The 23047-nt window shown below is 50.6% G+C and carries 22 protein-coding genes and 1 pseudogene; 1 reads left to right on the top strand and 22 read right to left on the bottom strand.

Going from position 1 to position 23047, the window contains the following annotated elements:
• Positions 1-58: 58 nt before the first annotated feature.
• The 13 genes and pseudogenes from glpT to TCARDRAFT_RS16420 all read right to left on the bottom strand — a co-directional run bounded on the left by glpT (position 59) and on the right by TCARDRAFT_RS16420 (position 13304).
• Entirely contained in the window at positions 59-1462 is a 1404-nt protein-coding gene (gene glpT, locus TCARDRAFT_RS09430) for a glycerol-3-phosphate transporter (protein WP_007289760.1), read from the bottom strand.
• Positions 1463-1593: 131 nt separating this feature from the next.
• Complete coding sequence (locus TCARDRAFT_RS09435; protein WP_040683272.1) at positions 1594-2241, bottom strand: response regulator; 648 nt, start codon at positions 2239-2241, stop codon at positions 1594-1596.
• Between the two features lie 31 nt (positions 2242-2272).
• Positions 2273-3676, bottom strand: coding sequence for a HAMP domain-containing sensor histidine kinase (locus TCARDRAFT_RS09440; protein WP_232199115.1), 1404 nt, complete (start codon positions 3674-3676; stop codon positions 2273-2275).
• 14 nt (positions 3677-3690) lie between these two features.
• Positions 3691-4614, bottom strand: a complete 924-nt coding sequence (locus TCARDRAFT_RS09445) for a substrate-binding domain-containing protein (RefSeq protein WP_007289763.1) — start codon at positions 4612-4614, stop codon at positions 3691-3693.
• Positions 4615-4753: 139 nt separating this feature from the next.
• Positions 4754-5950 (bottom strand): anaerobic glycerol-3-phosphate dehydrogenase subunit C, encoded by a 1197-nt coding sequence (locus TCARDRAFT_RS09450; protein WP_007289764.1) that lies wholly within the window; start codon positions 5948-5950, stop codon positions 4754-4756.
• Positions 5944-7206: an anaerobic glycerol-3-phosphate dehydrogenase subunit GlpB gene (gene glpB, locus TCARDRAFT_RS09455; protein WP_007289765.1), complete on the bottom strand. Its 1263-nt coding sequence runs from the start codon at positions 7204-7206 to the stop codon at positions 5944-5946. The genes TCARDRAFT_RS09450 and glpB overlap by 7 nt, the downstream gene beginning before the upstream one ends.
• The gene (glpA, locus tag TCARDRAFT_RS09460; RefSeq protein ID WP_007289766.1) at positions 7193-8803 is read right to left on the bottom strand and encodes an anaerobic glycerol-3-phosphate dehydrogenase subunit GlpA; all 1611 of its coding nucleotides are present in this window, start codon (positions 8801-8803) and stop codon (positions 7193-7195) included. The genes glpB and glpA overlap by 14 nt, the downstream gene beginning before the upstream one ends.
• Positions 8804-8916: 113 nt before the next feature.
• Complete coding sequence (locus tag TCARDRAFT_RS09465; RefSeq protein ID WP_007289767.1) at positions 8917-9492, bottom strand: glycerol-3-phosphate responsive antiterminator; 576 nt, start codon at positions 9490-9492, stop codon at positions 8917-8919.
• A gap of 99 nt (positions 9493-9591) precedes the next feature.
• A pseudogene (locus TCARDRAFT_RS15535) lies at positions 9592-10481 on the bottom strand (DDE-type integrase/transposase/recombinase); the annotation flags it as partial.
• 122 nt (positions 10482-10603) lie between these two features.
• Entirely contained in the window at positions 10604-11758 is a 1155-nt protein-coding gene (locus TCARDRAFT_RS09475) for a glycerophosphodiester phosphodiesterase (RefSeq protein ID WP_007289769.1), read from the bottom strand.
• Positions 11759-12076: 318 nt separating this feature from the next.
• Positions 12077-12238 (bottom strand): hypothetical protein, encoded by a 162-nt coding sequence (locus tag TCARDRAFT_RS15540; RefSeq protein ID WP_156784676.1) that lies wholly within the window; start codon positions 12236-12238, stop codon positions 12077-12079.
• A 731-nt stretch (positions 12239-12969) separates the two neighbouring features.
• Complete coding sequence (locus tag TCARDRAFT_RS16415) at positions 12970-13194, bottom strand: glycerol-3-phosphate responsive antiterminator (protein ID WP_050769617.1); 225 nt, start codon at positions 13192-13194, stop codon at positions 12970-12972.
• Positions 13195-13196: 2 nt separating this feature from the next.
• A complete protein-coding gene (locus TCARDRAFT_RS16420) occupies positions 13197-13304 on the bottom strand; it encodes a beta/alpha barrel domain-containing protein (RefSeq protein WP_083795416.1) in 108 nt (35 codons plus the stop codon).
• Between the two features lie 75 nt (positions 13305-13379).
• On the opposite strand from TCARDRAFT_RS16420, the gene TCARDRAFT_RS09485 reads away from it, so the two are divergent.
• The gene (locus tag TCARDRAFT_RS09485; RefSeq protein WP_156784677.1) at positions 13380-14837 is read left to right on the top strand and encodes an IS1634 family transposase; all 1458 of its coding nucleotides are present in this window, start codon (positions 13380-13382) and stop codon (positions 14835-14837) included.
• A 98-nt stretch (positions 14838-14935) separates the two neighbouring features.
• Here TCARDRAFT_RS09485 and TCARDRAFT_RS09490 read toward each other — a convergent pair whose 3' ends face one another.
• The 9 genes from TCARDRAFT_RS09490 to TCARDRAFT_RS09530 form a co-directional block, all read right to left on the bottom strand.
• Positions 14936-15178, bottom strand: coding sequence for an anti-sigma-F factor Fin (locus tag TCARDRAFT_RS09490; protein ID WP_007289771.1), 243 nt, complete (start codon positions 15176-15178; stop codon positions 14936-14938).
• Complete coding sequence (locus TCARDRAFT_RS09495) at positions 15175-15579, bottom strand: hypothetical protein (RefSeq protein WP_007289772.1); 405 nt, start codon at positions 15577-15579, stop codon at positions 15175-15177. The genes TCARDRAFT_RS09490 and TCARDRAFT_RS09495 overlap by 4 nt, the downstream gene beginning before the upstream one ends.
• 65 nt (positions 15580-15644) lie before the next feature.
• Positions 15645-16547, bottom strand: a complete 903-nt coding sequence (locus TCARDRAFT_RS09500) for a M23 family metallopeptidase (protein WP_007289773.1) — start codon at positions 16545-16547, stop codon at positions 15645-15647.
• 279 nt (positions 16548-16826) lie between these two features.
• The gene (glpX, locus tag TCARDRAFT_RS09505) at positions 16827-17792 is read right to left on the bottom strand and encodes a class II fructose-bisphosphatase (RefSeq protein WP_040683274.1); all 966 of its coding nucleotides are present in this window, start codon (positions 17790-17792) and stop codon (positions 16827-16829) included.
• A gap of 29 nt (positions 17793-17821) precedes the next feature.
• Entirely contained in the window at positions 17822-18466 is a 645-nt protein-coding gene (gene fsa, locus TCARDRAFT_RS09510) for a fructose-6-phosphate aldolase (protein ID WP_007289775.1), read from the bottom strand.
• Positions 18463-19128, bottom strand: coding sequence for a hypothetical protein (locus TCARDRAFT_RS09515; RefSeq protein ID WP_007289776.1), 666 nt, complete (start codon positions 19126-19128; stop codon positions 18463-18465). The genes fsa and TCARDRAFT_RS09515 overlap by 4 nt, the downstream gene beginning before the upstream one ends.
• A gap of 116 nt (positions 19129-19244) precedes the next feature.
• Positions 19245-19637, bottom strand: a complete 393-nt coding sequence (locus TCARDRAFT_RS09520) for a response regulator (protein ID WP_007289777.1) — start codon at positions 19635-19637, stop codon at positions 19245-19247.
• A 102-nt stretch (positions 19638-19739) separates the two neighbouring features.
• Positions 19740-22097: a hypothetical protein gene (locus tag TCARDRAFT_RS09525; protein WP_007289778.1), complete on the bottom strand. Its 2358-nt coding sequence runs from the start codon at positions 22095-22097 to the stop codon at positions 19740-19742.
• 311 nt (positions 22098-22408) lie between these two features.
• Positions 22409-23047 (bottom strand): IS110 family transposase (locus TCARDRAFT_RS09530; protein WP_007289779.1); only part of this gene is annotated, 639 nt, incomplete at its 5' end.

The following is a 23047-nucleotide window of genomic DNA, read 5'->3' on the forward strand; positions in this document are numbered from 1 at the left end:
GCTACTTGATGACCATCTCTTGTTCTCTCCAGTCCAGATATTAAGTTTAATTTGCTATCTACGCCTTGCAGGCGGCATCGTCAGCTTCGCACGTCGGCTTGTAATTCCAGGTAAACAGCAGGAACAACATTGCCAGCAAGCACGAGCCAATCAGAATGTAGAAACCGGCATCCCATCCGAAGGCTTTCACGGCGTAGCCAATGCCCGAGCTCGCGCCGACCGTCCCAAAGAGATAACCGAATAATCCGGTAAACCCGGCAGCTGTACCGGCGGCTTTTTTCGGTACCATGTCCAGGGCGCTAACGCCGATCAACATGACCGGTCCGTAAATGAGAAAGCCGATAGTCGCCAGGGCGATAATGTCCACCAGCGGGTTGCCAGCTGGGTTTTTCCAGTAAACAAACACGGCGGCCAACACTGCAATCATGTAAATAAAGCTAACCGGCGAACGGCGCCCCCGGAAGTATTTGTCGCTCAGCCAGCCCGCCAGCAATGTTCCTGGTATTCCGGCATACTCGTAAATAAAATAACCCCAGCCGGCGTTCTTAACCGATAGCTGTTTCATGTGCATAAGGTATGTTGGAGCCCAGTCCACCACGCCGTAACGCACGCAATATACGAAAGCGTTGGCAATAGCAATTGTCCACACATATTTATTGTTCAATACATATTTAAACAAAATCTCTTTGACCGACAATTCTTTTTCCGCGTCAATGCCTTTAGCAGCAACAGGATAGTCATTTTTGTACTCTTCAATGGGCGGCAAGCCAACTGACTGCGGCGTGTCCCGCAAAGTAGCAATAATAAAGAAACTAATGGCGATGGCAATGACAGCGGGTACGTAGAACATGCCCTGCCAGCCGAAGGAGAACAACGCCCAGATACAGATAGGCGCGATGATGCCGCCGCCAATATTGTGGGCGCAGTTCCAGATGGCCATCTTGGTGCCGCGCTCACTCACCGAAAACCAGTGCGTCATGGTACGGCCGCTGGGAGGCCAGCCCATCCCCTGGAACCAGCCATTGAGAAACATGAGGATAAACATGATTGTAACACTGGTTGTCAGCGGGAAGAACAGGTTCACGACCCCGGACAAAAACAGGCCAGCGGCCATAAAATAGCGGGGATTGCTGCGGTCGGACCAGGTTGCCATGACAAACTTGCTCAGGCCATACGCTAGGCCAAGCGCAGCACGAACATTGCCGATATCGGCGGTAGTAAAACCTAAATTTCTGATAAGGTGCGGAGCCGCCATGGGAAAGTTGCTCCGCGTGAGATAATAAGTTGCATAACCAATAAAAATGCTCATGAACACCTGCAAACGGTACTTGGGGTACAGTTTGGCGACTTCCGCGTCCGGCAAGCGCGGTATGTGCGGAGCCGGTTCAAAAAAACTGAACAACCCACCTTTTTTCGCTTGTGCTGCCGTTGATGTTGATGTAGCCTTAGAATTTTCCGACATAAAAATTTCACCCTCTCTTTCTCCATTTCTCCACTTCATTTACAATTATTGCCGTTAACAGAAAATTCTCATATCGGTAAAATGCTGATTTTGCAGTAAGAAAAAATGAGAAAACCCCGTAGGAAAAATTCCTACGGGGTTAATTTTGTTGTCAATAGCCCATGCTTTAAGGCATATTCCACCAACTGGCTTTTTTCCGTATATCCTAGCTTATTCATAATCCTGGTCTTGTGCGTATCCACCGTCTTAACGCTGATACATAACATTTTCGCAATCTCGCTCAATGAATAGCCTCTAACCATATATTTAAGCACTTCCCGCTCCCGAAAGCTCAACAGCGTGTAAGGATCATCGGCCGCGTGTGCGGCAGCGCCTGCCAAGAGACTGCCCAGCAGTTCCTGAGTCTTGGCTGGGTTTAAGTACCGCCGTCCTTTAGCGACCGTCCGGATTGCCTGAAATAGTTCCGTATCGACGGCTTTCTTTTCCACATATCCTAACGCCCCCGCCCGCATTGCCTCTTTTAAATACTGTTCATCTTCATGCATCGTGAGCACCAAGATTTTTATCTGGCAGCCCCGGCTCTTAAGCTCCCTGATGACTTCCAGCCCACCCATGACAGGCATAGCCAAGTCGAGTATCAATACGTCTGCCGTTTCTCTTTCCAGCAAACGCAGCACTTGCTGCCCGTCGGCCGCCTCACCCACGACAGTAAAGTCCGGCTCATTATTGAGCAGTAGTTTCAGACCAGCCCGAAGAACCGCATGGTCATCGGCCAGGATATTTTTATTTTCACCATATGATCAACCCCGCTCACTTAAGGACGTTAGACAAAATTTTCGGCAATGTAGCAATGACAACGGTGCCGCACCCGTTTTCCGAATGTATGTCGAGGCTGCCGCCCAAAAGTTCAGCCCGTTCTTTCATGCCATAAATTCCTAACCGGTTCTTTTGGCCGGCAGACTCAAGTCCCCCGTCAATTCCCAGGCCATCGTCCCGGACAACCAGCCTTACTGTTTGTCCGGCAGCGGACAAACAAACATAGACATTTGATGCCCTTGCATGTTTGGCAATATTTGTAAGACTTTCCTGCAGTATGCGGTAAAGCGCCAGGGAGACTTCCGGATCCAACTCCAGCTGTTTCTCCGGAACAGAAAAATGTACCTTCAACCCCTGTTGTCCACTAAAAGTCTGGATATATTTTTGCATAGCCGCTGTGACCCCCAAATCGTCCAATACCGGAGGCCTTAGTTCTACGGCAATTTTTCGCAAGCCTTCCAACGCGTTAACCGCTACGTCACGCGCCTCCTGCAAAAGCTCTTTTTGCTGTTGGTCGGTCAGCTTGGAAAGCAAAAGTTTCATATAAGCAAGTAGCGACGCCAGCAACTGTCCCGTTTCATCATGGAGTTCCCTTGATATGCGCTTTCGTTCATCCTCCTGAATGGTGAAAAGTTTTTTTATCAGAAAGGCGCGCATGGCTTCCTTATGCCTGAGCTCTTCCAACAATAAATTGTTTTCCTTTTCTTTCTCCTTGAGACCGGCGACCATCTGATTAAACGCGACTGCCAACAGCCCAACTTCATCGCCCGTTTTTGCCTCTACCCGGGCGGAAAGATTGCCGCTCTGGATTTCAGCAACAGCGTCAGCCAGACTGCGGATAGGCCTGATAATTAGGGAAGTCAGCCATGTAGCCAAAAAAGTGGCAATAACACACATCATTATAATACCAATAAAAAAGTTGCGGTTTGTTTTATTTAATAACTGCTGAGTGCTGTTTTCCGACATGCCAACGCGGACAAAACCGATGTCCCCGTTTTCAATGGGAACCATTACTTCCCGGATAATACCTTCATTGGTGTCAAACTTAATTACCGCTGATGAACCGCCGCTATCCCTCAGCGTTGCCAGTCCTCGCGGCAGCCCGTCAGAAAATGTATGGGCCAGAATGCGGCCAGTATAATCGGTAATCAGAACATACCTTACGTCTTCCGTATTGTGTTGTGTTTTACTTATTCGTTCATAGAGAGCGTAATGGTTGTCCAGCAAAATATCATTGGCACTGAGAGCAGCAATATAATTAGCCACTTCCAGGCCACGCTTTTCCATTTGTTGGCCCAACAGATCAACGGTGGCCTGACGGATCACAATCCATACCAACAGCCCTACCAACAGCAGCATACCAACAATAATGCCGTTTACCTTATAGTAGATACTCAAGCGCCCCAGCCACCTCATGGCAACCCACCCGCTCGATCATATAGTCGGCGCAGGGGTTCATAAAGTTCAGGCTGAGGCGGCACAAACCGGTCGATCAACAGGCCTTGGAGGGCTGCCCGCATTTGGGGATCTTTATCCATGTCAAGAAAAACCATCCTAAGTTGTGCTTTCAGTTCGGGACTTAAGTTTTTGCGTATTACCACCGGCCCGGTCGGCGCTGGGCCGATGGTGGCAATAATCCGCACATTGGCAGCAATTTCGGGGCTCGTTGCGGCCACATAGTCATAAATCATGCTGTCGACACTGGCGCCGTCAGCGAGATTGTTCGCCACTGCCCACACCGATTTGTCATGATTATAAGTATAAATATACCGGCTAAAAAATTTTTCCGGGACTTCCCGCCGCTGCCACAAGTAATCGACGATGCACATGTGACCGGAATAGCTAAGCGGGTCGGTAAAGGCAAAAACTTTTCCCCTAAGGTCGTCCAATTTTTCCACGGGGCTGGTTTTCGGCACAATTACATACGCCATATATAAAGTAGTACCCTGATATTCAGCCATGGCCAGAATTTCCGTCTCGACCATACCGCGGTAAGCACTGTAAGCGCCGGTGGAGGAAAACGCTACATCCGCTTCGCCATTAGCAAGAAGCATATTCAGTTCTTCATAGGTGGTACGCTGAACAAGGACAGCGGGAAACCCCAGCCGCCCCGAAATATATTGGGCAATTCTGCGGTAGTGACTAATAGTCTCCTTCGGCGACAGCACGGAAGCCAGGGCAATGCGCAACGGCTTTGGGGAAGCTTCAACCGGGTTATAGGCAGCCTGAGTTTCTTTTTGACGAAAATCAATATATGGCCTTGCATTTTGTTGGCAGCCACTGATAAGCACACACAAAAAAATGATAAGCAGACAAACGGCACAACGTATATTCACCATAATCACCCGTTAACCAGTATGTCCCACCCTAACACTATTTTTTCTATGCTGCTTCCGTTCATACCTGCTGCTCGAGCTCCAGAGGGCCTACCAAACTTTTTGCGAATAACATTGTTGGGTAAAATGCCTGAGTCAGTTACCCGACCCAGTCAAAGCGCAGCGCTTGTTTAAACAGCGATACGGGGTGCACCGCCTTAACCCCGGTAGCATATTCAATCTGAATACGGCACGTCCCGCATTCCGTCACCACCATGTCTGCCTGGCTGTCCTTTATTTTCGTGAACAAGCGCTCGCCGATTTTCATGGCAATATCGTATTTATCTTTTTTAAAACCGTAACTACCGGCAATGCCACAACAACCAGCATCGGCCACGTTAACCTCGCAGCCGGGAATAGACTGCAACAACTCCAGACTGGGAAGGCCGATGCCCTGGGCCCTTAGATGACAAGGGGCATGATACAGGTACTTGCCCGCAAGGGGAATAAACTCAGAATTCAAACGCCCTTGTTCAAGCATTTCCAATAAAAACTCTCCGGCATCGTAGTGCTGGCTGGCGACCTCGTCCGCCCCATTTGCCCGAAACAGTTCACAATATTCCTGCCGCAGCGTCAAACCGCAGCTGGTGCAGCAAGTGACAATCGGCCAACCCTCCCGGGCCCAGCGCCTTAATTCACGCAGGTTGCGCCTTGCCTTTTCTTCCGCCAGTTCAAGGTAGCCGTTAGCAACGGCAGGGGTACCGCAGCAAACAACGTCAGGAACTATAACTTCATAGCGGCTGGCCTGCAATATTGCTACCAGATCCATTCCTACCCGCGGATCATTGTAGCCAATGTAACAGCCTGGGAAAAACACGACCTTGTCTGGAAAACGTTGCTGTTTTAATTCTGCGAATTGACGGTAAAAGTTTTTTTCGGCATACTTGGGCAACGGACGGTCGGCAATGCCGACAGCTCTCAACATCGTTCTAACAACGGCATTATTCATAGTTATATTAGCGAACGATGCAACCGGACTGGCTAACCGGGCAAACATTTCGCCGTTTACGAGTATCCAGTCGCGCAGGCTTTTGCCGTTTTGCCGACGGTACTGGGCTTTGGCCAACGTACTGAACAGTGAAACCGGCACACTTGACGGGCACGTTATATCGCAGTTTTTGCAGTTTGTACAATAATCAGCAGAAATTTCAATGTCCTGGTCGAACAGGCGGAATCTTTCCAAAGCCGGCCCAACCATTTTCGGACCGGCAAACTCGCGTGCCGCGGCTGTTACCGGGCATTGTACGGTACAGGCCGTGCAGGCGATACATTGGTCCAAGCATTTGTGTTTTAGCATCCCTTCACCCCCGCCAACGCCATTATTGCTGCCTGATAACCGGAAACGACCGCTACACCGTTCCCCGACTTTTCGAGGCAGTAATCATAGCCGGCTAGCATCTTGCCAGCTAGATAAACATTTTGCAATACGATTTCCCCTCTTGAATCAATAGGGTTCAATTGTCGGTTTACCCGAATCCCTGTTCGTCCAAACATCTGCCCGGTACAAGCAAACAAATCATGTTTGCTCCACATTTTCCAAGCAGCATAGGTTTCTACTGGCAACCCCATGATTGGCTCATATACACGGCCCGGCTCTGCGATGATCCCCCCGCCTAGGAACCCGCCTGTTGCCAGGATGAACGCATCGGCAAAATATTCACGCTCACGGCCCAACCCCTGGGATATCACTGCCCGGCAGTGGTGCTTGCTGCAATCGGCTGAGCGCACGAAAGCGTTTTCAACGATATTTACTCCCAGCCGCCTAAGGTGGCGTACAAATAATTTATGCAGCCTGCTTCCGGTAACCGCCGGCGGCGGAGCGACCAACTCGACCAGTCGGCAGCCAAGTTCTTGTTCTAATTGTTTCCATATGTTATAGTCCGGTTCCGTCCCCAGGACAGGGGGCAGCAGCACCCAGTCGCCAGACCCGACATGGGCGCTCAAACATTTAACCAGACTGCCACGGCCCTCAGCCGTGTCCAGTCGCCGGGCAATGTCCAGGAAAGTTACATCCCGACCGCCGGTCAGCTGCAGGTCGATTCCCACAATATGGTAATTACTGCGGTAAGGCGCGCTATGCTTCAGGCCTTTCACCACAAGCCGCGGATAAAAGTCCTTTAGGCCCTGAAAGCCTACAACAACCACTTTGGCCGCACATTCCATACCCAGTGGGTTCATCGATTCAGGCGCGAGACAGCTGGGTTTGAGCGTACCTGCGACAGTCGGCAGCCAAATATTTTGATGTAAGCTGCCAGTAAAAGGGTAACCTTCTTCCCGGCAAATGGCCAAAAAACTCTCCAGTCCCTGCTCTACGGTTTCCCGGCCCATTATCGTATAGGGGTGATCTGCACTTAAGGCAGTAATTGACTGATAAGGGCTGATTACTGCTGTGGCATTCACATAGCCCAAAACGTCTATGACGCCACTGCCAACCGTCAATGTCCCCGCACCTTTTGTTAACAGTGTCACCTTTTTGCCCTGCCGGGCAGCCGTAGCGGCGGCCATAAGCCCTGCCAGGCCACCGCCGATGACAATTACATCACTTTCTCTCACACCGCACCACCCCATCAATATTGAGCGTAGCACCGTAAACGGCCCGCATAAGTTCCGCCTCACGCAGCTGGCTGCCCCACAAGACCGGACGGATTCCTGACCTGCGTGATTGTAGAAAATCTTTAAGCAGGCCACAGGGCGTCCTGTCTTTTCCTAGTCCTTCGGCAACTACCGCTCCGACGCTGCGTAAGGCACAAAAAGTCCCCTGACAAGTTCCCATGCCCATGCGCGTCTTACGCCGTATATCATCGAGACAAAAACTTGTATCCATTGCTGCGACTTCTCTTATTTCAGCCAATGTAACCAGTTCGCATTCACAGACTAATTGTCGGGCAGTATTATCCTGCTTAAGCCGGTTCAGAACCCCATCAAGGTTTGATCCAAGCCTTGCCACTGCCTTTTCAACCCCAAAACTTGGAAAAAAGCGGCGTGCTTCATTAATTTTTTCGGGCGGATGCTCGGGAATAAGAGGTTCAAGAGCTGTTCGGCACGGTTCTTTTATATTTAAATACTGGCAAACAACATCCACCGTTTTTTCGGCCATCAATCGATAGGTCGTCAATTTGCCGCCGGCAACGCTAATCAATCCATATAGCCCATCCGTTTTGGCGTGGTCGATAACTGCAAAAGTGCGAGCAGCAGCCCGTCCTTTTGCATCTGAGCTGTATAATGGGCGGGTTCCAGCAAACGCCCGCAATATCCGATACTTCTCTAAGTTCTCGAACAAGACTTGGCCAACACGCAGTTGACTAAGAACGTCTTCCGTCCTAACTTGGAAGTCATCTGGTCTGTCGCTTGGCACGGAAGTCGTCCCCAAAATGGAAACCGTACCGTGGGGCACAAAAATATCGGCGTCAGACGGCGGACGCAACCGGTTGATTACTCGGTTGCTAAGTCGATGATTAAAAGCAATCAGCGTCCCACGATCAGGTTTAACATTTACCGTAACCCCTGCTAAAGCGCCAACTTGTCCTACCCACGGACCAGCGGCATTAATCACATAATCGCAGGCAATAGCGTCCGTTTCCCCCGTTAAGGTATTCCTTACCTTCACCCCGACTACCCGGTTATTGACATGTTCAATTTTAATGACTTCAGAATAAGTACGAATACTGCCGCCGTACTTGGCGGCCGAGGCGGCATTTTGCCAAACCAATCTAAAACCGTCAATCGCAGCATCAGGGACACGGTAGACTGTTTTAATCCGTGGTGATAAACAAGGTTCAAGACGCCGGGCTTCTTGCGGTGAAATTGGAACAGCCGGGATGCCCAATCGGCTGCATGCTTCAACCCACTGTTGTTCATATTTCTCATCATCTTCCGGCAGCCGGACGAAAAAGCCTTCTGTTTCCTCGACACAGTAACGGCCAATGCGGCGCAGTATGCGGTTTTCCTCAATGCATTCCCGTGCCGATTCCGGGTCCTTCACGGCGTACCGACCACCGCTGTGCAACAGGCCGTGAAACCGCGAACTGGTGCCATAAGCCAGGTCGCGCTGTTCCAACAGTACGGCTTTGATCCCCCGCATTGCTAGGTCCCTTAGAATGCCGGTCCCGGTAGCTCCGCCGCCGATTACCACAACTGTAGCATATTGCATTTTGCCACCCCTTTGTTATGTCTTTAGAAAACAAAAAGTCCAATTACACCGGCAACCCGTAATTGCCGAATGTAATTGGACTTCTCCTTGTCTCGTCCGCGGTATTAAGTTAATTAAAACCTAAGCTTCCATAACTCGCGCTTGTTGGTACTCACGGCGCATATCCCCTTTTGTAGCGCCTCGGCCACATCTTCTGTGCCCTCAATAAGCCCACCGGCCAAAATCGGCAGGCCAGTTTCCCTAATTAACTTCTGTACTACTCTCCCAGGAACAGAAGCAGGAAGAATTTCTAGCGCATCAGGCTTGAAATTGGAAAGTAAATGAATTCCGGTTCTGACGGCTTCCGAATCCATGATAAACAGCCGCTGGACAACGATCATTCCCTGTTCACGGGCTATCTTGGCCAATTGCGCCTTGGTCGTAATTACGGCACTTACTCCAAGGCGGGCCAAGAACTGAATGCCAGCTTTGTCTTTACCGACTCCTTCAAACAAGTCAAGGTGTAGTACTAGCCGTTTATGATACTGCTTCGCTTGCGCCAATAAGTCAGGCAACATGTTAATGTCGCCAAATAAAAGGATAATACTGGGAGCGGTAGTTTGAGTGAGAGCAAATTTGAAGTCATCAGGGGTTCGAACTGCCGGAATAACGGGGCTGTTATACAACAAACTGACAATGCTGCCCGCCATTAAAGTTCACCCCCGTATAAAACCAAAACAAACTTTCCACCAGTACTATAATATAATTAGACAATCGATAAAACAAGAGCATATAGTTAGATGGGTTTCTTCCCATAAGAATGCATCCCGGCATTCTTCATGTGTAGCGAAGCGAATGGGGTTTACATCGCTTTGAAACCGCTCGGCCGGCGTTTGCCCGTCAAGCGCGCTGTGCGGCCGGTGGTTATAGCCTTCTTCTACCCATGCGGCAAAGGCTTTGTTTAATTCTTCAAGTGTTTTTGGCTTGTTTAAGCTCACTTCAGCCAGAAATTCTTCCACGGTGCGGTTCAAACGCTCGATTTTCCCTTTGGCCTCAGGACTGTACGGTGCTGCCGTGATGTGGCGTATGCCCAGTTTGGCAGAGGCCAGTCGGAACCAGCGGGAAATGAAGATTTTGCCGTTGTCGATGTAAACACCTTCCGGTATGCCGCGTTTTAAGATGGCTTTACGAAAACAGTCTTCGAGAACCGGCAGCTTTTGCTCAAGATAAAACTGACCATGGCAAATAAGCCGGCTGGCGTCGTCGATAAAAGCGACTAAATAGGTTCGCAGCTTCTTCTGCGGATTTTGGGGATGCACTATGTATGGACCATACTTAATATCTGCCTGCCAAAGTTTATTACTGTGCTCTTTTTGAAATCGCCTGCTACCGGTGCCGTTTTAGCACGCCAGGTTAAACCAAGCCGGGCCAAATGCCGCGCCAAGGTAGAACGGGCTATTTCCCCGGGGTTAATCGTCTTTTCCTCGACAAGAATGTCGAGAACGCGAAGGGTGCAGCGCTCAGGTAGTTCTTCTTTTAATTTAGCCGCGTGCTTAAAAACGTCATCCGGTATTTTGCGGCGTTTGCCCTTATTGCTGTGCGTTTGAGGCAGCAGCCCGGCAAATCCCTGCTTGCGGTAAGCGGCAATATAGCGCCTTAGGATACAGTCGGAGATGGCAGTGCCGTCCAGAATTTCACGTCACCGCTCTGGCCAGTGATTTTGTGCAAAGCGGAATAAGGCAACACAAGCCCAGGTATACCTTATTTTGGCTATCCTAGGCCTGTGTTTTATCTGTTATCGCCATAGGGGATTGAACGACGTTAGTGTGCTGCGTCGCCTCCTTTGGCCAGCTGTTTGGAAACACCGGAAACTACGGAAGTGCCGGTCGAATAGATCATGCCCGGGGGCGCCTTAGTCGGTTCAGCTACTTTAATACCACGTTTAATAAGTAAGCTGCGTAAAACATGTGGTTTGTCTGTAATAATGCCGTCTACGCCCATATCAATTAACATGTTCATATCCTGTTCCCGATTTACGGTCCACGGTACCACTTTCATCCCCAGTTCATGAGCTTCCTCAACTAGTTCGAGCGACAATTCTTTGAAATAGGGAGATATTACATCCGCGCCAATTGCTTTGGCAGCTTTTACATAATCGCCATTAAAATCATCAATATCAAGACCACCCATCCATGGCGACGAGCCAATTTCTCCTACCTGCCGGTAAAGACCGTCACGCCCCCAAGATGGTTGCTCACATGTAAGAGCTACAAGTGTGATATTAGGATCAAGTTTTTGCATTTCTTTTAAAGTTCGCCAGTCAAACGACTGTAACATTACTCGGTCTTCCATGTGATATCTCTTGATAATGTCATATACTTTTTTTACAAAAACAGCCGGATCGGGATTATTGATATAACCAGGATCCGCAGGGTCGGCATAAGATTTGGTTTCAATATTGAACAAAACGGTCTTGTTACCATAGGCATTGACCAGCTCGAAAACTTCTTCCAAAGTCGGTATCCGGGTACCTGGCACAGCGAGCTGTGTACGGCCGTGACTTTCGTAATAATCGCCGCCATTTGGGTTCATAACACCAACATCATACTGCTTAATCTCGGCAAGCGTCATTAAACGGATATCGGGAGGATTGTCGCGGGATACATATTGACCGTTTGGCCCTCTTGCCAATATCCAGGACATTTTGGGATTATGGCTAATAACTATATGCCCGTCTTTTGTCATTTGCATATCCATTTCTAGTGTGGTTACACCCAATTCTAATGCATACGCAAAAGATATCAGGGTGTTTTCCGGTCGGACATCTCGGCCACCACGGTGCGCTTCTAAATCAAACATATCCAGCTTGACTTTGGCGTAAGCAGCAGGCATATTAATGCTAGATACCAGCATTACTGCTACTGCTACTGTTACTGTAACCAACAGTTTTGACAAAAAACCCACTGCGGTTTTCATTTTCATATCCTCCTTTTTCTTGGAGTACGCTCTTGGAGCCCCGAAAGCATTTATAGTTCAAGGCTTCATGCTTTGGACTTTTTTGTTTTTCCTCCAAATATCCGCTTGTCGAAAAATTGGGACTTGACTTTTTGAAAACACCCCCCACAATCGCTATGATTTGCCCGTTTATCTTAATTTCTTTAAGGCTTATAGGCATGACAGCACGGCTTCTATTTATTCTTTATTATATTTGACTTTAAACAGCCCTATCCCGAGTTTAAGCTAAAGGACTGTATGCTCGTTTCGGCTCATGACGCTTATGCTATCTACCGTTTGCTACATCATTTTGATGTCGCCGCTTTTATCGATCACAATTCGCGAACACAAGGAAACTGCTTTTGCCAAGGTGATTTCTCTTTTACCAAAGATGGCATCCCCGTTTGTCCTGCCGGTCATATGATGGCTTACAATGGTTTTTGCAAGGACCGTCAACGGCATAAATGGCGCTGCCCTAAAACCCGTAAAAAGTGGAGCGTCTCTTGCAATTCTCCTTGTTCGGCTTCTCCTTATGGCAGGGTTTTCTACACCCGCGAACAAGATAATCTCCGCTTTTTTACAAGGATCCCTCGCGGTACTACTCTATTTAAGGAGCGTTTTGCCCGGCGTACTACCGTAGAGCGTTTTTTAAGCGTTTGAAAGAGGATTATTTGTTTGAGAGAAAGTCCAAGACCCGCAGCTTGCGAAACTGGTATTTTAAAGCATTTGCCGATGCCATGTGCGTTCACGTTGATGCTTGGCTAAAGCATTTTAATATAGATATGCGCCCGTTAATTCTGTTGTGGCAAGCTGAATTAACGCCCATAGCCGCTTAATCACTTTAATTGCTTTACATAGTAGGCACGTGCTTTAGGCTTAGTTTTTTTAAAGTGTGTTAGCTAAGCCTTTTTGTCATGCCTATTTTTAGGGCAAGGTTACCTTTTACTGAGCTATTGCTGTTTTTAGACCCAAAATTATGCTTTAATTGCCTGTTTTGCTATTTTTTACCTCCATTTCAAACCCTCTTTTCCGAGAGCTTACTTTAGATTTTTTGCTTTATTCACGATTATAAGTATTTAGAGAAAATTCTAATATCGGCGAAATACTGATTTTATTGTAAGAAAATATAGAAAAAATCAATAGGAAAATTCCCTACAGGCTATGGTCAACCCGCACTCCTGAAGTACTTTCAATTATTTCTTTTCATTGCCTGTTTTGCTGTCATTCCACAGCTTACGCAGACTTGTGCTGACAGCCAGGACGCCGTTTTTCTGTGTCTGTGCTACATCTTCAGGTGTTGCAAGCAACCTGCCTGCCATGATCAGTAGACCGGTTTCGCGGGGCAGTGTTTTTATAACTCTGGCCGGGACTGAGGCAGCTAAAATTTCAATGGCATACGGCTTAAAACTGCGCAACAAATTTATTTTATATCAGTGCGCAAAGCTTCTAAATCCATTAAAAACAAATGCTGAATAACAAACATGCCATAGTTGCGGTCTATTTTTGCAAGCTGCGATTTGGTCGTAATAAGGGCAGTAACCCCGTGCGGGCTAGGAAACTAATATCGGCCTGGTCTTTGTCAATCCCTTCAAAATAAATCCAGGTGAAAGATAAGCCCATATTTCGCAGTCTTTTGAGAAAATACATAAATTTTTCTGGAAAATACGGGGCGGAAAATGATTTTGCGCAGGTCATGCTGAATTCTTCCATATTAAAACGAATGGGGGAATTCAATATGTCGTGGACCGGTCCGACCCTTCAGTATCCCACCTCAATAAAGGTAACACCATTGAGCATTGCTGCAGCCAATCAATATCTAGAAAAGATTGGTTTTGTTGAGTTTATTAATAATTCCGTTACTTGGGACCCTAAACATTGTCATATCTCACCGGGCAATCTAGCCAAAAGCGTTGTATTATCAACCTTTGCCAGTACACGAACTCTCCTTTATCATATCAGCCGCAATTTTGAAGGGACAGACACCGAGAGCCTGTTTGAGCCAGGCTGCCAACCACAAGACTTGTCCGATGACGCTATCGCCCGCACTCTTGATAAGATTAGTGAGGCGGGACCGGAAGCTTTATACACTCGTTTGAGCTTGTCTTGTTTAGCCACCTTCGACATTCCTGTGCATCGTTTGCACGCCGATACGACATCCTTATCCCTAAGTGGCGCATACGAAGAATGTGAAGCCGATGACTATGACGGCCTTGCGATTTGCCGAGGTTACAGTAAGGATATGCGTCCGGATTTAAAACAAGTGATGGTTGGCAAAATCGTTAGTGAACAAGGCATTCCCTTAGTCAGCCTTCCTCTTGACGGGAACACGGCAGACAGCTCATTCAACCAGCTAGCAGCTCAGCTTTTGGCGGACACTTTTGGCGAACGTATGCGCCAAATGGTCTACATTGCCGACTCTAAACTCATTAATTTGCCGACGCTCAGCATCTTTAACAAGCAGGCTACTCCTATACAAATCATCTCACGCTGTCCGGATTCGTTTCATCATACGCTGGCCGTCAAGGTCAAAGAGCAAGCTTACCGCCAAAACGAATGGGTGGATCAGGGGCAATTCGGCGAAGGCAATAGGCGGGCCTCTTATCAGACGCAAAGTTTTACCGAAATGATCGACGGTCATCTTTATCGACTGATTGTCGTTAAGACCAGTGCCGGTCGGGACCGGGTTAGCAAAATGCTAGAAAAGGAAGCGCAGGAACTAAAGAAAGAGTTAGCTGACCTAACCCGGCAAACATTCGCCTGCGAGCCGGATGCCCATAAAGCAGTAGCACAGTTTTTGCAAAAACACAAACATGCCTATCATCAACTTCGCCTTACAGTGGCAGCACGCGAAGAGGCAAAACGGTCTCGCGGCAATCCCGGTAAAAACCCTAAACCACCGGTAATCGTGACAACTTGGAAAGTAGAAGGGGTTATAGGCGACCTAAATGAAGATAAAGTGGCAATCCTGCGTCAGAAGGGGGTTCTTGTTCATCAGGCCGCAATTTTTCCTTCGGCTTCCTTCAGACCCTACCTCACGGTAGGCGCCTTTGCTCTTGGCTAGCGAACTGGCTGCCTCGACCGCAGTGGACTTTCACCACCTAGCCAGCGCCCATGCCGGGCGCACATAAAAGAGGCAGGAGTTTATCCTGCCTCTTTTCCTTAGTGCACCGGCCAGATATGCCGTGCGGCCGGCAAATCGCCATCATCAAGACCCAATCTTTCAATGCAAGCATCGCAGAGCGACTGCACAAACATGGTATTGGTCAGCGAGTCAACGCGGATGAGTGTTTCCCGTTCCTCGGCCGTCAAACAGTCAAAGCCGAACCGTGCTTCGTCTACTTGGTCTACTTCAATGGTATCAATGGCCTGCCCGCAATAGTCGCAGGTGTAAAAAATCTTCATTGTCCACCGCTTCCTTCCCGTGGCGCATAGAATGTAACCACTGCGGCATTCCAGGCAAGATGGCAGGCAAAACCGGCGGCCACGGCCATCCAGATGCTATCAGCAAGCCACAGGGCAGCAATCGTTGCCAAGCCGAACAGGGTGTGCCCAATAAGGCTGAAAAGCGCTGCCTTGTCGCTGCTTTTCCGCTTCGGCAGCCAGTCATGAACCGCTTCGAGCAGCCCAAACGTGACATGGGTCGCCAGGATGTCGGCCGACAGATAATAAGCGGGCAGCGTCTTCAACGCTTCTTCCACCGCCGGGCTGAAACTGACAATGGCTCTGGGCCCGACGGTTTTTAGCAGCGCTTTATTGAGGAGAAAGCTAAGCGAGGCCATGAGACAAGCAATAACGTAGGCCATATTCCCTCTGGCTGGTAGATTGCTGGATAGTGTTAGTTTTCCCGCCGCCGGTCAGCTTTATTCCTTTACGGGAGCACCGACAACGGATTTACTGGCTGGCCGCCGCGGCGGACCTCAAAGTGCAGATGCGGCCCGGTGGAATAACCGGTGTTACCCATGTAGGCGATAAGCTGACCGGTCTCGACATACTGGCCGAGCGTCACCACATAGTCGGCCAGATGACCATACAGGGTGGTGTATTCAGCGCCGTGCTCAATCATGACCGTGTAACCATAACCACCCTTCCAGCCGGTAAAAATCACGCGACCGGCGCGGGCCGCCCGGACGGGCGTGCCGATGTCGTTGGCGATGTCAAGACCGGCGTGAAGCCGGCCCCAGCGCTGACCGAAGAGTGAGGAAATCTCGCCCTGCGTCGGCCAGATGAAGCGGAAACCAGCGCCCCGGGTCGCCACATGGCCGTAGCGGACCCGCCCGCCGGGAACAAACACTTTTTCGCCGACGGCAAGAAAATCATTTTGTTTGCCATTGGCCTCACGAATCCGCTCCACCTCGACGCCGTAAAGATTGGCAAGACGCCAGAGCGTATCACCGAAAACAACGGTATGGAGCACCCCTTTTTGGGGCAGAATGACCAGCTCGTCCCCCGGATAAACCGTATCGCCACTAATATTGGGGTTGGCGGCAAGCAGGGTCTCGACATCGACACCGTAACGGGCAGCGATGTCGCTCAGCGTTTCGCCCGCCACTACCGTATGGGTACGAATTTGGGGCGCTTGGTGTTTTTCTGCTGCCGCTTTTGGCGCCAGCGGTTCAGCAGGCACAGCAAGACCTGCCGGCTGCGCGTTGTTGGGTCGCTCGACCGCTGCGGCCGGCCCTACCAAGCTCAGACCGCCGATCAGAACGCTAAAGGCCAGTACGGCCACCAAAACGAACGAGGCGGGCATGGCAGCTAGTATCTGCCGGTTCAAAGGCTATCACCTCGGTAAGATAGCATTGTCCGCCTGCCCGCAATTTATACATGCATTACCTTATTTTCCCTCATTTGGCAAACTACCCAGGGAACCGCGGAGGGAAGATTTATTTTAACCCACGCGATGAAATCGCGTCTCTGTACCCTCTGCGGTTAAATTTATTTATTTTCATTATTTGCGGTGCCAATTTATGACATGATTATCTCGGTGGTTAAAAATATACTTGCTGATGCAGCAAAAAAATAACCTCCTGGCTACACAGGAGGTTAGTGTACGTTATGACCGTTTTATAAACAGCGGTTTGCGGTCCAGTTTGTGAATGGCGTCAACAAAGCGAACCGTGCCGGTTTTGTAGCGCATGACGATCGAGTGAGTGCGCACCCCGCCGCCGAAGTAGCTGACGCCGCGCAATAGGTCGCCTTGGGTAATGGCGGTAGCGGCAAACATGACATCTTCACCATGAACAAGGTCGTCGATGGTGAGCACCTTGTTGATGTCGGTAATGCCCATTTGTTTGGCCCGTTCTACCTCAGCCTCATTTTCCGGCCACAGCTTGGCCTGCATATCGCCGCCCAGACATTTGAGGGCGGCGGCAGCAATGACGCCTTCAGGGGCGCCGCCGATACCGAGCAGCATATGGACACCCGTGCCTTCGATGGCAGCGTTGATCGCCGGGGAAACGTCGCCGTCGGAAATCAGTTTAATCCGCGCCCCCGCTTCCCGCACTTCCTGAATTATTTTATTGTGGCGGGGCCGGTCAAGGATAACGACCGTCAGATCTTCCACCTTGCGGTTGAGCGCGCTGGCAACGGCCTTTAAGTTTTCCCGCACCGGGGCATTAATATCAATTTTTCCGGCCGCGGCCGGGCCTACGGCAATTTTGTCCATATACATATCAGGTGCGTGCAGCAGCCCACCTTTGGGCGCGATGGCAATAACGGCGATTGAACCCGGCAGGCCCTTGGCCACCAGGTTGGTGCCTTCCAGTGGGTCAACGGCAATATCCACTTCCAGTCCGCCGGCGCCGACTTTTTCCCCAATATACAGCATCGGCGCTTCATCCATCTCGCCTTCGCCAATAACCACGGTGCCGCTGATGCTTACACTGTCAAAGGCCTGCCGCATGGCGTCAACGGCAGCCTGATCGGCGGCAATTTTGTCGCCTTTGCCCATCCAGCGCCCGCAGGCGATGGCCGCCGCTTCGGTAACCCGCACAAATTCCAGGGCTAGTTCGCGATCCATCCTCTTGTTCCATCTCCTCTCAACCAACATTACTGCATAGCTTTGCGCCAGTCTTCGAGAAACCGCGCAATGCCCGCATCGGTCAACGGGTGATTTAAAAGCGCCAGCAGCACTTTATATGGTACGGTGGCAATATGGGCGCCCGCCAAAGCCGCCTCGGTAACATGCAGGGGGTGTCGAATGCTGGCGGCAATAACTTCCGTTTCAATGCCATGAATAGCAAAGATGTCGGTCGTATCTTTCACCAGCTTCATGCCGTCATGACCGATATCGTCCAGCCGACCTACAAACGGGCTGACATAAGTGGCGCCGGCCCGGGCGGCCAGCAGGGCCTGATTGACGGAAAAAATAAGCGTGACATTGGTCTTAATCCCCTCGGCAGTCAGCGCGGCTACTGTTTTCAAACCATCAGCCGTTATCGGCACTTTGATTACCACATTGTCCCCGAGTTTGGCCAGTTCGCGCGCTTCCGCCACCATTTCGGCAAAGGTGACGCCAATAACTTCGGCGCTTACCGGCCCGGGAACAAGGCGGGCGATTTCCCGGATAACCGCCTTGACATCCTGCTTTTCCTTGGCAATTAGGGAAGGATTGGTTGTAACGCCGGCCACTACGCCGAGGGCCAAGGCTTCCTTGATTTCACCGATATTGGCTGTGTCAAGAAAAAACTTCACTTAAGTACCTCCTCGCTGCTTCTGCGGCTTCCCGCTTTATGGCGCCGCCGGCGGCGCTGGCGCGTCAATTCGATGGCCGCCATGGCGTTAGCATGTTCAAGGTCAGCCTGGCTGCCAGCGTCAATAACCTGACGAGCGCCGCAATTTATACATTTGAGCACAATCCGGTCGGCGAGAATGTCGGCTTCAAGAACCGCATTCGTGCACTGGCAATGTATCCCGCCTCTGGCGGCCAGATCATGGACCAAATTGAAAATTTGGAACATGACCGGTGGATTTTTGATGGTTTCCCCTTCGTCACTGCCTAGCAAATTGGCAAATTCCGCCCCGTCGCACCGGATAGTCTCCTCAATCTGCCGGCGATCACCAATCAGACCTAACTCTAAGTTTGCCTGAACACAATAGATTTTATCCGCTTTGGCTCGCCAGAAACGCTTGCCGTCGATAGCGACAATGTGGCTTGTTCCGCAGACAATACAAGGGATTTCAAACAAGTATTGGCGGCGACAGGTGCTGGCTACGACCGCTTGCACATGACCACAGCTGCAGACCAAGCGCTGCCGGTGCATCTGACGGATGGTAAACCGGCTGAATTCATGCATTTGGATGTTGCCACACCGCGGACAGTGCAAGGCAAGAGTAGCATTACTGCTGCAAACCATACCTATCCCCCTTTTCAGGGTAACACTTCGCCATAAAGTAAAAAAATTCCTGCCAATCGCGCCAGTCTTGGCTACCGCGGCCGCAAAAGAAAACACCCGGCCTCGCCGGGTGCATGCTATCCAATCATTAACTGGCGGGAATCGGCCGAACCGGCAATGTCACGGACCATTTGACAAAGGGCAATAATGTCAAAGGGCTTGGTAATATACCCATAGGCGCCCATTTCCCGCGCCTGATGCACCAGGTCGAGTTCGCCATAAGCCGTCATCATCAGCACCTTTTCCCCCAGACCGAGCCGCTTCATCTCCCGCAAAGTTTCGATGCCATCCATTCCGGGCATTTTCATGTCCATCAAGGTCAGAGCGGGCTTAATTTCCTTAGCCATGGCAATGCCTTCATAACCGTTTGCCGAGGTATATACGGCATAGCCTTCCTCTGCCAGCACTTCCGTTAAAAGCCGTCGGATGCCAGGCTGATCATCGATAACAAGAACGGTAGCTTTAGCCATTTAATATCCCCCGCAATCAAAATATTACACCCTAATTGCGTGTATTTCGCATCCAGTGACAAATATCCTGCTAAGAATTGGTAATTATGCGGCAATTTCTCATTATTTAAATAATTTTTTTGCTTTTACTGCCCGAAGTGCTTGGACTAGTTTAAATAAATATTTATTATGGTAAATTTTTAAAGTGTATTTCGCAGTTCTGTCGTTAACGGTAAAAACGATGTCGTTGTAAGGCGTAGGCAACCCCCAGGTGCTGTAGATTTCCTCGCCGTTTTTAAGCACAGCAATGCGGTAAGCGCTATCACGCAAGTGCAGCGGGTATTTCACACTGACCTGGTGGGGATGCTCGTTGTCAATCGGAATATCACAGCCAAGAATGTCCACGGCATACTCCGAGACATTGGCCGTGTGGGCCACCCGCGCCCCGTACAGCGCAACCGGCGCCGGCGCATAATAATCAAGGTACGCTCGCACCAATTCACCGGCGGTGGCAAACTGGAGCAAGCTGCGGTCAACATACTCTTTTTTCAGGTAACGGAGGTGTTCGCCGATCGCGTCAAACTGACCACCTTCCAAGCTCTGCCAGTCGCCGTTGCCCATAACGAACATCGCATGGGTAAAGCCGACAATAGCGTGCACCCCCGGTCTCACCCGACCGTCGACAACAAAAAAATCCATGCCTTGTTTGGCCAAATCGTTCATGGCGGCGGCGCTTTGGGCGTCATAGTTGATAAACCGGCGCGGCGTAGGCCGCAGCTCTACCAGTCCGACCGCGTCGAGACGCTCCGCCGGCCGGTTGATGTCATCAGGCCGGGCAAAATAAATTTCCCCGCCATAATCGCCGGCCGTTACCCCGCCGGCATTGCCGTCGGCATCACTCGTTGCCCACAAGCCTACCTTGCGGTAGACGCGGGTGCTCATGGCCTCATCGGCCGGGCCGTCCCCGAAATCGAACGAGCCGACGCGGGCGGTGATAAGCTGCCCCTGGCCGGAAGCAGCGGCTAATTCGTCCAGAACCCGCTGGTACGCATACAGCGTGCCGGTGCGACTGTTATAGGCGTCAAAATCACCTTCTTCCGTCAGGCTGTGGGCCCAACCATGGCGAAGGTGATTGGCCCACAATCCGTCCACGGCCGGATTATAGGATAGCACATTGCCGGCTAGGTGCGGATCATAATCAAGATGGAGATGAATACCGTACTCATGGCCGCGCTTGGCCCCTTCCAGCACCGACTGCCGAAGAGCGGCGACGACCTGCCCCCACCGGCCGGTGGTTGACTGACCGTCAGCCCACTGGGCGGCCTTCACCAACGGCCAGGCAATATAATGGGTCCACTTGGCGCCATAGGTTTCGGCCACAGCATTAAGCTTTTCCGCTTTACCCACCATTTGGGTCAGCACTTCCGCCGGTTCCAGCCAGCCATTGCCGTTGCCCCAGGCTTTGGGATAACCGGCAGCATCAATGGCTTCCAGGTCTTCGGTCATAACGTAAAATACTTTGCCGGGACGAGTGTCTTGCACCCGTACAGCGATTTCACCGGCGAGCAGCGTCCCGTTAACGGCAAAGCGCACCGGCCAAGGGCGGTCCAAATTAACGGCATGAGGCCGCTGGGCCCGCACTTGCCAAACCAGCTGCACCTCTTGCCCGGGCGCAAGTTCGGCTATCGTCTGCGCCTTGGGCGTCAGCAGGACCAGGCCAAAGCCATAAGGTTCGACCAGTTCCACCGCCAGACCACGCAACGGCTGATTGCCGGTATTGCGCAGCCCGACCTCGATCCGCACGGGTTCGCCGAGTGTGGCCGCGAGCTGGCTGGCTGGCGCCGATACGACCAGGGCCCTTGCGATATCGCGGCCGAACTGCAGCTTGGTGATAAGGACGTGCTGACCTTGACCGACCTGGATAAGCAGACGGTAGCGCCGGACTTCGCCCGACTTAATTCCCGGCGCCAATTCGGCCAATAAATCTTGGACGTGATAATCGGCAGTAAGCCAGTCACCTTTATAGTTGACGCTTTGCCGCTTATCCAGCCACGTTACGCCTGCTTGTGCCGGGGGCAGCGGACCGGTCACGACCCAGCCGATCGCACCAACGGTGTTGCCCTGATCGTCGAGGGCGCTGATTTGGATCCGGCCTGTCCCCTGGGTCGACAAAAACTGCAGGCGCAGCTGGGCGACGACATCAGGGCCGGCGGGAACGTCCAGCCCATACTCGACCATCCCCTGCCCGCCGGCTGCCAGTTCCAGCGCCTTAGCCGCGCCTAGAGCCGCCCCGGTCACGACCCGTACAACATTGCCGTCGCCCTGCTGACGGACAACGCCCGGCCACTCAGCCAGCGCCGCCGGGTCAAGAGGCGTAAGGCCAGCCGCTGGCGGCAGCGTCGGCTCGCCGGCGCAGCCGCCAACCAGCAGGATGACAACCATTACAGTAATAAATATGCTCGTCTTTTTCCTAATAGTCATGTTTTTCACCAAAAATTCCACAAAAATAATCATGCCAATAAATCGCGGCAACTGGAACCGCAGAGATGTTCATGACATAAACGTCATCACAAAAACATGAAAACATTGAAGTCTAACCACAGAGGACACAGAGCGCGTGATATCCATCACGCGAAAAGTATAATGTAAATCAATTCCTCCGCGTCCTACCCTGAAAACGGGGTGCGCCAACCCCCTTGGTCATACTCCATTTTTAGGCAATAGCAAACTAAGCCTGTGCAAATCTATTTTTTGACAGGCCTGGTGTACAAAAGAAAGCTGATTTTCTAGTGTCAACCTGTCATTGAGAACTCTTTTACTTCTTCGCCAATTATTATCCGAATACTTTGGTCGCTAATAATGAACTGAACATCGTCGTCCAGTTTCTTTATGTTTTTAACAAGGTTAACTAAACTTTTAATTTTGCTGCGACGCATTTGTTCCGACAAATAGTTTTCCCCAAGCTCCTTATACGGTTCTTTGCGAATAAGCATGTGGTAAACGATTACAATAATCGCATGTGCTACTGCGACTGCTGCTCGTTTTTTACCTCTTCTGGCTGCTATTCGGTGATATAACGACGATAAATAACAGTTTTTCATCCGCGCTATCGTGTGGGCCGCCTGAACTAGCTGCGACCTAAGCTGTGGATTGCCCGGCTTTGCTTTCCCAGATCTTCGCTTTCCGGCACTTTCGTTGTTCCCTGGAGCTAGACCAGACCATGCGGACACATGTTTGGCGCTTGGGAACCGGCTCATGTCAAGTCCTATTTCTGCCAATATTACTTGGGCAATCCGTTTCCCTATTCCCGGGATTGTATCTATTAGCTCCAGGGCTTGCTTAAAATTTTCGTCTTCTCGCTCTATCCTTTCCATCATCAAGTCTAGTGATGCTATTTGTTTGTCTAAGGCTTCAATAGCTTCAAGTTGGAT

The sequence above is a fragment of the Thermosinus carboxydivorans Nor1 genome (genome assembly GCF_000169155.1).
In the GTDB taxonomy this organism is placed as follows: domain Bacteria; phylum Bacillota; class Negativicutes; order Sporomusales; family Thermosinaceae; genus Thermosinus; species Thermosinus carboxydivorans.

Bases quoted from the DNA above. Each gene is read 5' to 3' on its own strand.
- TCARDRAFT_RS09490 (WP_007289771.1), bottom strand. From the start codon at position 15,178: ATGAAGATTTTTTACACCTGCGACTATTGCGGGCAGGCCATTGATACC.
- glpA (WP_007289766.1), bottom strand. From the start codon at position 8,803: ATGCAATATGCTACAGTTGTGGTAATCGGCGGCGGAGCTACCGGGACC.
- TCARDRAFT_RS09450 (WP_007289764.1), bottom strand. From the start codon at position 5,950: ATGCTAAAACACAAATGCTTGGACCAATGTATCGCCTGCACGGCCTGT.
- TCARDRAFT_RS09465 (WP_007289767.1), bottom strand. From the start codon at position 9,492: ATGGCGGGCAGCATTGTCAGTTTGTTGTATAACAGCCCCGTTATTCCG.
- TCARDRAFT_RS09525 (WP_007289778.1), bottom strand. From the start codon at position 22,097: ATGACTATTAGGAAAAAGACGAGCATATTTATTACTGTAATGGTTGTC.
- TCARDRAFT_RS09515 (WP_007289776.1), bottom strand. From the start codon at position 19,128: ATGGTTTGCAGCAGTAATGCTACTCTTGCCTTGCACTGTCCGCGGTGT.
- TCARDRAFT_RS09475 (WP_007289769.1), bottom strand. From the start codon at position 11,758: ATGAAAACCGCAGTGGGTTTTTTGTCAAAACTGTTGGTTACAGTAACA.
- TCARDRAFT_RS15540 (WP_156784676.1), bottom strand. From the start codon at position 12,238: ATGCCGTTGACGGTCCTTGCAAAAACCATTGTAAGCCATCATATGACC.
- glpX (WP_040683274.1), bottom strand. From the start codon at position 17,792: ATGGATCGCGAACTAGCCCTGGAATTTGTGCGGGTTACCGAAGCGGCG.
- TCARDRAFT_RS09520 (WP_007289777.1), bottom strand. From the start codon at position 19,637: ATGGCTAAAGCTACCGTTCTTGTTATCGATGATCAGCCTGGCATCCGA.
- TCARDRAFT_RS09495 (WP_007289772.1), bottom strand. From the start codon at position 15,579: ATGGCCTACGTTATTGCTTGTCTCATGGCCTCGCTTAGCTTTCTCCTC.
- glpT (WP_007289760.1), bottom strand. From the start codon at position 1,462: ATGTCGGAAAATTCTAAGGCTACATCAACATCAACGGCAGCACAAGCG.